Here is a 9,186-nt window from a genome sequence, read left to right as displayed (position 1 = left end):
CCTCATGATTGCGCGCCACGATTTGGCGCATTCGAAAACGTGGCGCGCCTAACTTGCCGGGTCATCCGGAGACTTGTTGTCGCTGATAATGGCTGACTGCGGCTGTGACAACACACGGACAACAGCAACGCCGACCCCGAGAGCCATGTTGATGGCTGCGTAAATCAGCGGGTTGACCGTACCCTGGAAGACCGTCCATCCAATCGCCCCGGCATTCAGTACCGAGCCGGCCAGGGCCAGGCGCACCGACCACAGGCGGTGCCAGCTTCCGGCGCTCTCGATCAGCTTCATAGCTCATCCGCCTTGCGCTCAGACCAGCGCTTGCCGAGTTGTCGAACCTGATCAACGCCTAGAATGCCGACGAAGCCGGCGGCGAAGAATGCCCACCCGCTGCTTAAGCCGAACTTCTGCACCGTCAGGCCGACCACCATCACGATCAGAGCCCCAAGGACAGACTCGATAATCTGGCGAACAGGCTTGGTCTCTTTGCCGTCGTACTGAATTCGCAACCAGATTAGGAGGAATGTCAGGACCATGGCCAGCCCGTTGTCGCGCAGGGCGTTTAAAACCATCGCCCAGAAGGAAGGGTCTTTTTCGGGCATGATTTTCAATCCGAAGTCCTCCCTTCTGGGAGTAGGAGAATAAAAAAGACCGTCAGGTGGCGGCCAAACGCTGGGGAGCAGCGGCGAATAGGTCAGCCCCGGCGGCACTCCCAGCTCAGAGCGAAGGGTGTGGCGGGGCCGAAAACGAAAATGCCCGCTCAGTGGCGGGCCGGGGATTAGCGTGAGCGGTTGAGCAAGCCGCCAGGCATGAGCTCCTTGCGGATCACAGTTTTGACTTGCTCGGCGAGATTCGAACCCAGCAGGTCAACCTGCTCTTTCAGGTCCTGGCAAAGCTTGCTCTCGCCGATCTTGCTGGCGAGCTGATCGAGCATCGCGGAAACCCCACTAGCCTTCAGTGCATCCCCTGGCTTTGGAGCGTCACCGGTATAGCCGCCGCCACACATGCAGCCCCTGCGGAACTTGTCAGCACTCGCAAGGAATTCCGATTCGATACCCAGTCCAATCCCGGCAGCGTACTTCTTGCCGTCTGCGGAGAAATCCATCCTTACTGGCCACTCATCTCCGACCTTAGCCTTGGTGATCGAGCCACCCTCGACGAAAGCCTTGTCGATGCTCACCTGGCCACCATCAACCTTGAAGGGTTCAGGCTGTTCAGGTGCGCGCAAGTCAGGTGAGTCGGTCAACTGGATATAGGCAACGCCGTCACGACTGAACGTAAGCCCGCCCCTGTCGATCTTGAATGTCGAGCCTTTTGGCTTGGATAGTCGCGCAGCTACCTCTTCGGCAGTTTCGTGGCGCTCGTAGGTCAGCGATGCCCGCACATCCGAGCCATCACGATCAAATGAGATATCCTCAGTCGTGAACTCAGCGCTTGCTCGGCACTCTGCAGGGATCTTCTCCAGCTCGGCTCCGATAAACGCCAGGCGCTCCAGCGCGTTGGCTGGCAGATCGTATTCCGACCAAGAGCCAGCCGTTACGGTGATCAACTGAGGATCGCTTGGCAGGGTGCCGACCTGGATCTGGGCATTGTTGATTTCGAAGTCGCCGCTGACGTGGCCGAACTTCCAGCCGGAAACGCCCGGCACGTAGTTGCTGGATTGGATAGTGCCGGACATTTTCTGAGCCTCATAACGAGAAAAGCCCCAGCGAATGCTGAGGCCCTGAATAGGTGCGCGGTCTTTCCCGCAGTCAGCCAAAGACCTTCCAGCGTCGACACCCCAATGCATCGATCTCGCTGATCTGGTATCGCGCCACTCTGGAAGTCAGGTGTGAACAGAGCGCGCGGGCTGCCGGTGTTTTTCCGTAGCGCTGCACTACCGGCTTATCAGCGTCCAGGCCTCCCGAGGGCTGCCCTGGCTGCAGTTAAAATCAGAATGCTGGGGTGATATCGAAGTAGTAGTCCTTACCTTCTTCGAAATGCTCGGCCCGATCGGCAGCAACGTTCACGGTGTACTCGCCGTATGGGGTGTACTTGCCGTAAATCGCGTCTTCTTCAGCCGGATTGGCCGACCACACTGCGCCGAAGTTCAGGCGGGTCAGCGATTCCGTCGAGCCCTGAACAGGCCCTTTGGAGCGGAGAGTCATTTTGCAGCGAGTGATATGCGACATCGGTAGATCCTCTGTATGTAATGGGCAGGAGGGTCTTTCCGGTCTTTCGCCTGCGTTTTGGCAATAAAAAACCCGGCGCAGTGGCCGGGTTCTTTTTAGTCAGTCCTACACACGCAGGAATGACAGGATGGGTGAATAATGCGACATGGCGACATGATATTGCAAGCCCTTTTGAGGGACTATTTTCAAGCCGCCTCCCCAGACAGAACCCCTACGGCCTCAAGCATGTGCTGTGCATCGACCAAAGCCTCGTCCACCATCGACTCCAGCGCTCCCTTGATGCTCTTGTTCCAGCGCTGATAGGTGCGCTCCGTCAGGCCCTGGGCGTCCCAGTTCGTCATGTCATAGTTCGACTCGGCAAGGACGATCATCTCTCCCGGCTTCGTCTCGGCCACTGCCCTGGCGTGCTTATTGGCGCGCGCAACATCTGCGTCAGCCGCTTTGTTCCGCCAATCCCATTGGCCCTCATCCTTGTTTTCCCGATGCTTTGGAGCTTTGACCTCGATCACGGCGCGCTTGATGCCTTTCGACTGCTGCGGCACAGCCCACACCAGTACCGCCTGCTGAGTGAAGCGCAGTGGCGCCGGCGAAGGCACAACCGCGACAAGCCGCCCTATGGAATCGATCTTGCGCCCGCGGTGCGTGCTGTACTTCGCCACCAATGCATTCCAGTGGCGCGGGCTGAGCTGGGCATGCAGAAGCTTGTGCACGATGCAGTCAGCAAGTAGGGCCGCATCCTTGCCGGTGATCTCCCCCTTCAGTTTGCTGGTCTGCACTCGAGGCTCGACGTTGCACCCGCCGGCGCTGTTGATGGTTTCCGCTGCAAGGGCGCGGACGACTGCAGAAATGACGTTTTGGTAGTTCATGCTGCCTGCCCCTTCTTGAGTTCTCTGGTCTTTGCCCGGTACTCGGCGGTGATGGCTTTCAGGTCTTCGATGGTGTAGCGCTTGGGCTCGCTCGGCCCTAATAGGGTCTCGACCGCTTCCAAGCCGATGCGTCGGATCAGCTCAGGCTGATAGCCAAGGATGTTTCCGCTCAGATGGCTGTTGCAGACGGAACAAGCTTTATGCACATTGGCCGGGTTAAACCGGTGCTCTGGCGATGAGCCGACGCTACGGAAGTGGGATGCGTGCCACTGACCGGCCCAGGTCGCAGGCTTGTTGCAGCTCACACAGCCAAGGGCGGCGTCACGCAATCGCACCCAAGCGTTAAAAGTGGCCTGAGCCACACGCATGTACTGCCCCTTCGGCTTTACGCGCTCCTTGGCGGCCTGTAGCTCCTTCCTGCCTACATCTGCCAAGGCCTTGCGGGCTTTGGTTTGGTTCACGTCCTTGATGGCAAGGCCACACTTTGGGCTGCACACGGCTTGACCCAGGCGTTGAGCAACGAACTTCTCGCCGCATGCTGGGTTCTTGCAGGTCTTCGGGCGGGGCTGTTTGGCGATCACCGGCGGTCACCCCGCTTCTCGCGCATGTAGAAGTTCGCCACCACTTCGGCTAGGAAGCGGCAACCAAACTCAGACAGCCCGCTGGCGAACTCACTTGCGGCATCAGCCCGATTCGCATATTCGCCATCCAGGCGCTGGGCTATTGCACTGCAAAAACTTCCGATGTCTTCTGCGTCCATTTCCTTGACGATTTTGTCGACAGACAGGAACACGCTTGTTTCTGTGGTGATTCCGATTCCTTCGCTCATGCCGCCACCTCACCCAGCAGATCAGTGAACACCACACCCTTGGCGCTGAACTCGGCCACGATCTGGTCCGTGTAGACAATGCCCTGGGCGCGATTGAACAGGCGGGTCACCGGGAAGCCGTCCGGGCCGAAGATCGAGCAAGGCCCCATAAGCTCCAGCTTGGTCTCGTAGTCCAGGTGCAGGAACATCCGGTTCCAGCCGTTGCGGAAGTCGGCGTCGGCGCTGCGCATGATCGGCACGCCGAAGTGCAATTTGCAGTACTTGCGGGCGTCCTCCACGTCACCTAGCTGGGTCATCTGGGCGATTCGCTGGTAAAGGGCGAACCACAGGGCGTTCTGGTCGAGTGTCCGATCCTTGCCTGGGCGCATCGAAACCACCACGTACTTGCTCTGGCGGTACATGGCTGTCAGGGCGTTGATGGCCTCGGAGAGCTTGGTGGCGCTGTTGACGCTGATCTTTTCGCTCATGACCGCTCTCCCTGGGCCATAGCGGTGTCAATCGTGCTGTCCACGTTCTCCTTGCTGAACTTCACACCGGTGAACCAAATCGGCGTACTGAGGTAGAACTGGTGTATGGATTCGCTGCTATCGCGCAGCCACCGATACCGCTCAGCATCCTTGCTCAGCAACTCCGCTCCTTTCTGCGCGGTTTCAGTCAGTCCACGCAGCGCCCCCACCTCAGCCTTCAGCTCAGCATTCACCTGCTCGTAGGCTTCGTAGCCGGTGCGTAGGCCGGCGACTTCGGCCTTGAGCGCTTCAACCTCCTGCCACAAGCGGTCTGCAAGTGGGTCATGCCAGCCTGGCATCTTCTGCAAGCTGCGCATGTGCACAGCGAGCTCGGTAGATGATTGCTCTCTGACGTAGGTCATGGCTTCACCTCAAACAGCTCAGGATGTAGTTGGCGTGCTGGACCTGCCATCCAGGGGCGCCGAATGACTACGTGGAATCTCCACGCCCAAATCGATAAGTGATTCGCCCCTCGGCTACGCATAAAGCTCCTGCATGCCTGATAGCGCCATGGCAGGAAGGTGACCTTCAGAAGGCAAGACTTCGGCAGGGCCTTGTGCTTGACCGTTGCGTCGTGTGGCATCGAATGAATGTTCATGACTTCACCTTCAGGCCTTGCGACCGAATTGCTTCTCGGCATTTATCCAGGACGAACTGACGAATATTCCAGTTCACTCCATGCACGTCCGGAACCTCAACCACAAGAGCATCCCTTGATGCCCTCCAGCCCTTCTGGAAAGACTCCCAGTCGGCCTGGGCCATTGGGTCGATGTAGTTGTTGCCCTTGGGTGGCTGGCGGCGATGATCTTGGCCGTTGGTACGCTCAAACTCTTCACGCATCTTGTCGGTCATGTCCGCTTCTCCGCTGCTTCTGCGATCAATGCCATGCGCTCCAGGCGCTCGGTGGCTTGCGTGGCCAAGTTCAGGTGGTCCGCCTCATCAACAACCGGGACACACACAAAAAGGATTCCGAGCTTGACCATCTTGTTTGCCAGCTCAATGGATTGGCGTAGCTGGGCTGGGTTTGCTCGTTTCATCACTTGCGCTCCTGAATCATTCGGTCGACACAGGCCACCCAAGCGGATGAGCCACGCTCATTGGTTTTGGCGCAGATGTTGGCCGGCGATGAAGATGGCGCGAGCAGGTATGCGAAAAACGCGCAAAAGCCCAAAAACAGAAATGCGTAACCTGCCCCTTGCATGGCCGGCCAGAACAGTCGGTGAATCCTCATCAGAAGCCCTCCTTGCCGCGCGGTGCTTCGCGCTCGGATTCGTCTTTTCGAATAGCGCGCGCCATCGTGAAAAGGCAGTACCCAAAGGCAATTGCGATGGGAGAGAAAAGAATCCAGCCGTTCAACACCCACGCCTTTCGCCAGGCCAAAGAACCGAGTGACGCACCTTCGTAAATCCACGGACCGACCCAAATCGTATTGATCGGGCCCCAGACGATGGTGAGGAACAGGAAAAACGCAATCATGGTGATGACGCAGCGAATCCCAGCTTTGTCGATGTGATCTTTCATCAGAATTTCTCCGCGCCGCGCTGTGCATCGCGCTTAATGTTCATTTTTGCCAGCAGCAGCGCGCGGGCGGACTTTCCGTCGGCCGGGATGCCTTGCTCGATGATTTTTGCCTGGGCCTTCTGGTCGGCCAGTTCGTTTGCCAATTCGAAGGCCGTCTTCTGGCTGTCGTGGCCGATGCCGGTTGCGATCCGGCCGTCGAGTGCCTGCCCGGCCTGGGCGCGGCGAAGGATGATTTCGTAGTTGTGGTCGAAGCGCTGGCGGAGGCCCTTGTCTTCCTGCTTGGCGGAACGCAGGTCGAACAGCCCGGTGGCGATGGCAGCGATGCGCACGCCTTCATGGCTGTAGGTCTCCATCAGCGCCTCCATCCACGCCCCAGCAACCGAAGGCATGCCGAAGTCTTCCGGGCCTGGCACGCACATGGCGATGAACTCACCAACGCTCGGCGCGAAAGGCTTCTTGAGCTTTCGGCACTTCTGGATACCGAACTCGATCTGCTCCAGGGTGCGGATGCCCTCGTCGGCGAACTCCTTGATCCATTCGGCCTTGGCGGCGTCGAGCGCTTCAGTGGACGGCCACGCCTGGCGCCACGCCGGGAAGATCCCACGCAAGCGGCGGAACAGGTCGTTCACCACTTCGGCCGTCTGCGGCGTCACCTGGAGCGGCTGGCGAGGCTCCACGGCAGGCAGGTTGCCCATGGTCGCCATCAGTTGGCTGGCTGGCTTCATGGGCTCACCACGATGCCTTCGGCCCAGGCGTTGCTGTCGAAGTCAGGCTCGTTGCTCTGGCGGCGCGCCGGGAACTGACGGACGTTGCTGGCTTGATTTCGGTCAGTTTTGACCCACTTCACCAGCAGCGCCACCCATGCGTCTTGCGTCTCCATCCGGCCGGATGCCGTGTAGTGACAGACGAACGAAGCCGTGGCATCAGCAGTGAACACATCCACCGGCAGCGTCATCCGAAGGGCATAGTTTTTCAGGAGGTTCCGGTTCGGCTCCCAATCCAGCGTCATTTCAGATGGCGTCTTGGGGTCGACAGGAACGGGGTCGGCTTCTGGCTTTTCTTCTCCCTGCACACCTTCGGCTGGCGCCAAGCCGTCGAACGTTTCGGCGACCAGCGCTTCGTGCGCAGAGAGAGAGTTGTGTTGATCTTTATTCTTCTCTACATCTACATCTTCTTTAGGTAACGCAGAAGTAACGATGCGAGCGTTACCTTTTGCGTTACCTGCTTTATGACTGGCTACGCGCTTTGCCGTGAGGAGCCTGTTTTTAGCGGTCTTCCCGTTGTGACGCTCAAAATGAGGAAGGCTGATCACACCCTCAGCTTCTGCCATCCAGCCCACGGACTTCATGTGATCGCAGAAACCGGTAACGCCTACTGAGCGATCAAGTAACTTTTTACTAACGCTTGGAGCGTTACCATTTTCTGTTTGCTGATCGAACCAAGCCCACACACGCATGAGCTTCCCCACCACCGCATCCGGATCAATGCCGGCCAGGTCGGCGATAAGGCAAACCTCTGGCTTGTCCATGGTAGTGAGTTCGAATTTAATCCAGTCGCCAGCCATTACTTGGCTCCTTTGCCGACAAGGCAGGCCAATTCAAGGAAGCGATCCACGTACCAGTGCGGGGCGGTCTCGCGGGGGTTGTTGGGGCTGGTCAGGTTCTTGCCATAACGAAGGCCCTTATCAGTCACCGACCAGAAGTCGACGACGCCGCGCTTGGTGCTGTTGCGCTGGCACTTTTTGATAAAGCCGTTAGCGGCCAATAAGCGGTTGAAGGCCGTGGCCGTGCTGGCTATGCCGTTTTCTTTGATGAGGTCGGTGATGGGCTTGGTTTCCATCGAAGATCCGCCAGTAGCGTCTGGAGCGGCATCAATGGCATAGCCAGGCAGGAATTTCGCATCCAGTCCGTTGTTAGCGGCGATCTGCGCAAGCATCATCATTTTGCTGGAGGGCGCGGGCTTCAGCAGACGATCGAAGCATTCCAGAATGGCGAGTTCGCCAATGACCTTGGAGTTATTCGTTTCCTGGGCGGTGTAAGAGCCGGTCTTCCGAATGGTCGGCAGCACCTGACCCACCACCCATTCTTCGAACTGCTCAGCAGCCGGAAGCTTGGACTTCATCACCAGACGGTAGAGATCGCGCTCAGGGATGATTTGCACTGCGCGGACCTGACCTCCCATTTCGGTATGGCAGGTACTGACCGCTTTGCAGTGAGCATTGATCGCCTTCGACGTGTTGGAGTAGCCGAGGGCTTCGGCGATGTCCTTGGCGATGAACCAGGGCTCCCCGTGACCGTCGTCAATTACGCGGACAGGGAAACCGTGGAAGTCGAAAGGAGTCACCGGCTTAATCCGCGCCACGTTTTGCGATTGCAGAAAACGTGGCGCATTAATTCCAGCGGTATTGCTTTGTGATTCGATTTGCATATAATCCGCCTATACATGTTGTTCAAAAGGCCGGGTCACTACCCCGGCTTTTTATTGCCTGAAATTTGATGAGCCCTTCTTGAGCCCCTCACTGAGTCCCTCAAGAGCCCTACCTAGAGACCCTCATCTATCCAGTTGAGGGTCTCTTCAGTCCCACCAGAGTGAGTACTGGTGCTTTTTGCCTACCTACGAAAATCGTTGCTCCTGACGTGATTGCCTCAAGCAAAATTTCATTCACGGCCTGTTCAAAATCCCAGCCTCTTGCTTCCATCAGGCGGTAAACCCTTTCCCGCGTCTTTGGCGGAATATTTTCTTCTGTAAACTGCATTCGAGCCCTCCAGAGGGCCTCTAGCCCGCGATATGCTTGAGCTCTTCTGGCATGAGCGCCTCGATACCGCCGTTAACTGCTGCCCACTCCAGCATCTCGAAAAGGTACGTCGCGTACTCGCGGCGACTCTTGTCCGCGGCACGCTGCAGTTGTCGATCCAGTAACGGGTACAGGCGGATCTTTCTTGCAATGTCTCTGCGTTGGTTTAACGGGTCTTTGAAGCCCATGGGTGGTACTCCTTGTGGCTGATGAATGGGTTTAAGCGGCGGATTTCTTTGCGGGGATTGGTCGAAGCTCGGTGGCCTCCAGCGTCCCGTCATCCATCAAGGTGATGTTGATGGTGCGTTTTGATCTGAACATCTGGGATACGGCGCTCTGCTGAATACCCAGAGCCTTAGCGAGATCACTCTGGGTGCCATGCAAAGCCAGGTACTCCCCTAGGGTTACGGTCTTCATTGGCGGTCTCTCAAATTGAATACGGCTAGATAGTAGCACTGCTGTTTTATACAAAACAAGGAATACAGTAGCACTGCTGTTT

General features: G+C 57.7%; 18 protein-coding genes. All 18 read right to left on the bottom strand.

The genetic code is table 11. The annotated features are described in order from the left end of the window. Window positions 1–48 precede the first annotated feature (48 nt). Window positions 49–291, bottom strand: coding sequence for a DUF7940 domain-containing protein (locus AC07W0_RS25740; RefSeq protein ID WP_102618487.1), 243 nt, complete (start codon window positions 289–291; stop codon window positions 49–51). Then, window positions 288–602: a phage holin, lambda family gene (locus tag AC07W0_RS25735; protein ID WP_042947841.1), complete on the bottom strand. Its 315-nt coding sequence runs from the start codon at window positions 600–602 to the stop codon at window positions 288–290. The genes AC07W0_RS25740 and AC07W0_RS25735 overlap by 4 nt, the downstream gene beginning before the upstream one ends. 176 nt (window positions 603–778) lie before the next feature. Then, window positions 779–1,678, bottom strand: a complete 900-nt coding sequence (locus AC07W0_RS25730; protein WP_102618488.1) for a hypothetical protein — start codon at window positions 1,676–1,678, stop codon at window positions 779–781. Window positions 1,679–1,931: 253 nt separating this feature from the next. Continuing rightward, window positions 1,932–2,171, bottom strand: a complete 240-nt coding sequence (locus AC07W0_RS25725) for a hypothetical protein (protein ID WP_102618489.1) — start codon at window positions 2,169–2,171, stop codon at window positions 1,932–1,934. A gap of 185 nt (window positions 2,172–2,356) precedes the next feature. After that, the gene (locus tag AC07W0_RS25720; protein WP_102618490.1) at window positions 2,357–3,037 is read right to left on the bottom strand and encodes a hypothetical protein; all 681 of its coding nucleotides are present in this window, start codon (window positions 3,035–3,037) and stop codon (window positions 2,357–2,359) included. Further along, window positions 3,034–3,618, bottom strand: coding sequence for a recombination protein NinG (locus AC07W0_RS25715; RefSeq protein ID WP_102618491.1), 585 nt, complete (start codon window positions 3,616–3,618; stop codon window positions 3,034–3,036). Before AC07W0_RS25715 ends, AC07W0_RS25720 begins: the two co-directional genes overlap by 4 nt. After that, complete coding sequence (locus AC07W0_RS25710; RefSeq protein ID WP_102618492.1) at window positions 3,615–3,866, bottom strand: hypothetical protein; 252 nt, start codon at window positions 3,864–3,866, stop codon at window positions 3,615–3,617. Before AC07W0_RS25710 ends, AC07W0_RS25715 begins: the two co-directional genes overlap by 4 nt. Further along, window positions 3,863–4,333, bottom strand: coding sequence for a hypothetical protein (locus AC07W0_RS25705; RefSeq protein ID WP_102618493.1), 471 nt, complete (start codon window positions 4,331–4,333; stop codon window positions 3,863–3,865). The genes AC07W0_RS25710 and AC07W0_RS25705 overlap by 4 nt, the downstream gene beginning before the upstream one ends. Beyond that, entirely contained in the window at window positions 4,330–4,734 is a 405-nt protein-coding gene (locus tag AC07W0_RS25700) for a coiled-coil domain-containing protein (protein WP_102618494.1), read from the bottom strand. Before AC07W0_RS25700 ends, AC07W0_RS25705 begins: the two co-directional genes overlap by 4 nt. A gap of 232 nt (window positions 4,735–4,966) precedes the next feature. Beyond that, a complete protein-coding gene (locus AC07W0_RS25695) occupies window positions 4,967–5,224 on the bottom strand; it encodes a phiTE_015 family protein (protein ID WP_102618495.1) in 258 nt (85 codons plus the stop codon). Then, the gene (locus tag AC07W0_RS25690) at window positions 5,221–5,409 is read right to left on the bottom strand and encodes a DUF1382 family protein (RefSeq protein ID WP_102618496.1); all 189 of its coding nucleotides are present in this window, start codon (window positions 5,407–5,409) and stop codon (window positions 5,221–5,223) included. The genes AC07W0_RS25695 and AC07W0_RS25690 overlap by 4 nt, the downstream gene beginning before the upstream one ends. Before the next feature lie 193 nt (window positions 5,410–5,602). Next, window positions 5,603–5,893: a hypothetical protein gene (locus AC07W0_RS25685; protein WP_102618497.1), complete on the bottom strand. Its 291-nt coding sequence runs from the start codon at window positions 5,891–5,893 to the stop codon at window positions 5,603–5,605. Beyond that, entirely contained in the window at window positions 5,893–6,618 is a 726-nt protein-coding gene (locus AC07W0_RS25680) for a replication protein P (protein ID WP_102618498.1), read from the bottom strand. Before AC07W0_RS25680 ends, AC07W0_RS25685 begins: the two co-directional genes overlap by 1 nt. Continuing rightward, a complete protein-coding gene (locus AC07W0_RS25675; RefSeq protein ID WP_102618499.1) occupies window positions 6,615–7,457 on the bottom strand; it encodes a DnaT-like ssDNA-binding domain-containing protein in 843 nt (280 codons plus the stop codon). The genes AC07W0_RS25680 and AC07W0_RS25675 overlap by 4 nt, the downstream gene beginning before the upstream one ends. After that, a complete protein-coding gene (locus tag AC07W0_RS25670; protein WP_173677835.1) occupies window positions 7,457–8,320 on the bottom strand; it encodes a BRO-N domain-containing protein in 864 nt (287 codons plus the stop codon). Before AC07W0_RS25670 ends, AC07W0_RS25675 begins: the two co-directional genes overlap by 1 nt. A gap of 127 nt (window positions 8,321–8,447) precedes the next feature. Then, window positions 8,448–8,648: a hypothetical protein gene (locus tag AC07W0_RS25665; RefSeq protein WP_146013193.1), complete on the bottom strand. Its 201-nt coding sequence runs from the start codon at window positions 8,646–8,648 to the stop codon at window positions 8,448–8,450. A gap of 20 nt (window positions 8,649–8,668) precedes the next feature. Next, window positions 8,669–8,875 carry a hypothetical protein gene (locus AC07W0_RS25660; RefSeq protein ID WP_102618500.1) on the bottom strand — a complete coding sequence of 69 codons (207 nt, stop codon included), beginning with the start codon at window positions 8,873–8,875 and terminating at the stop codon, window positions 8,669–8,671. A 31-nt stretch (window positions 8,876–8,906) separates the two neighbouring features. After that, the gene (locus tag AC07W0_RS25655) at window positions 8,907–9,104 is read right to left on the bottom strand and encodes a Cro/CI family transcriptional regulator (RefSeq protein WP_102618501.1); all 198 of its coding nucleotides are present in this window, start codon (window positions 9,102–9,104) and stop codon (window positions 8,907–8,909) included. Window positions 9,105–9,186: the final 82 nt, after the last annotated feature.

It is taken from the genome of Pseudomonas sp. GW704-F2 (genome assembly GCF_059423025.1).
Note: the sequence above shows the minus strand (reverse complement) of the source record. Positions and strands in the feature narration are given on the sequence as shown.

Coding starts and splice junctions, on each gene's coding strand:
- AC07W0_RS25740 (WP_102618487.1), bottom strand. CDS start 291: ATGAAGCTGATCGAGAGCGCCGGAAGCTGGCACCGCCTGTGGTCGGTG.
- AC07W0_RS25735 (WP_042947841.1), bottom strand. CDS start 602: ATGCCCGAAAAAGACCCTTCCTTCTGGGCGATGGTTTTAAACGCCCTG.
- AC07W0_RS25730 (WP_102618488.1), bottom strand. CDS start 1,678: ATGTCCGGCACTATCCAATCCAGCAACTACGTGCCGGGCGTTTCCGGC.
- AC07W0_RS25725 (WP_102618489.1), bottom strand. CDS start 2,171: ATGTCGCATATCACTCGCTGCAAAATGACTCTCCGCTCCAAAGGGCCT.
- AC07W0_RS25720 (WP_102618490.1), bottom strand. CDS start 3,037: ATGAACTACCAAAACGTCATTTCTGCAGTCGTCCGCGCCCTTGCAGCG.
- AC07W0_RS25710 (WP_102618492.1), bottom strand. CDS start 3,866: ATGAGCGAAGGAATCGGAATCACCACAGAAACAAGCGTGTTCCTGTCT.
- AC07W0_RS25705 (WP_102618493.1), bottom strand. CDS start 4,333: ATGAGCGAAAAGATCAGCGTCAACAGCGCCACCAAGCTCTCCGAGGCC.
- AC07W0_RS25700 (WP_102618494.1), bottom strand. CDS start 4,734: ATGACCTACGTCAGAGAGCAATCATCTACCGAGCTCGCTGTGCACATG.
- AC07W0_RS25695 (WP_102618495.1), bottom strand. CDS start 5,224: ATGACCGACAAGATGCGTGAAGAGTTTGAGCGTACCAACGGCCAAGAT.
- AC07W0_RS25690 (WP_102618496.1), bottom strand. CDS start 5,409: ATGAAACGAGCAAACCCAGCCCAGCTACGCCAATCCATTGAGCTGGCA.
- AC07W0_RS25685 (WP_102618497.1), bottom strand. CDS start 5,893: ATGAAAGATCACATCGACAAAGCTGGGATTCGCTGCGTCATCACCATG.
- AC07W0_RS25680 (WP_102618498.1), bottom strand. CDS start 6,618: ATGAAGCCAGCCAGCCAACTGATGGCGACCATGGGCAACCTGCCTGCC.
- AC07W0_RS25675 (WP_102618499.1), bottom strand. CDS start 7,457: ATGGCTGGCGACTGGATTAAATTCGAACTCACTACCATGGACAAGCCA.
- AC07W0_RS25670 (WP_173677835.1), bottom strand. CDS start 8,320: ATGCAAATCGAATCACAAAGCAATACCGCTGGAATTAATGCGCCACGT.
- AC07W0_RS25665 (WP_146013193.1), bottom strand. CDS start 8,648: ATGCAGTTTACAGAAGAAAATATTCCGCCAAAGACGCGGGAAAGGGTT.
- AC07W0_RS25660 (WP_102618500.1), bottom strand. CDS start 8,875: ATGGGCTTCAAAGACCCGTTAAACCAACGCAGAGACATTGCAAGAAAG.
- AC07W0_RS25655 (WP_102618501.1), bottom strand. CDS start 9,104: ATGAAGACCGTAACCCTAGGGGAGTACCTGGCTTTGCATGGCACCCAG.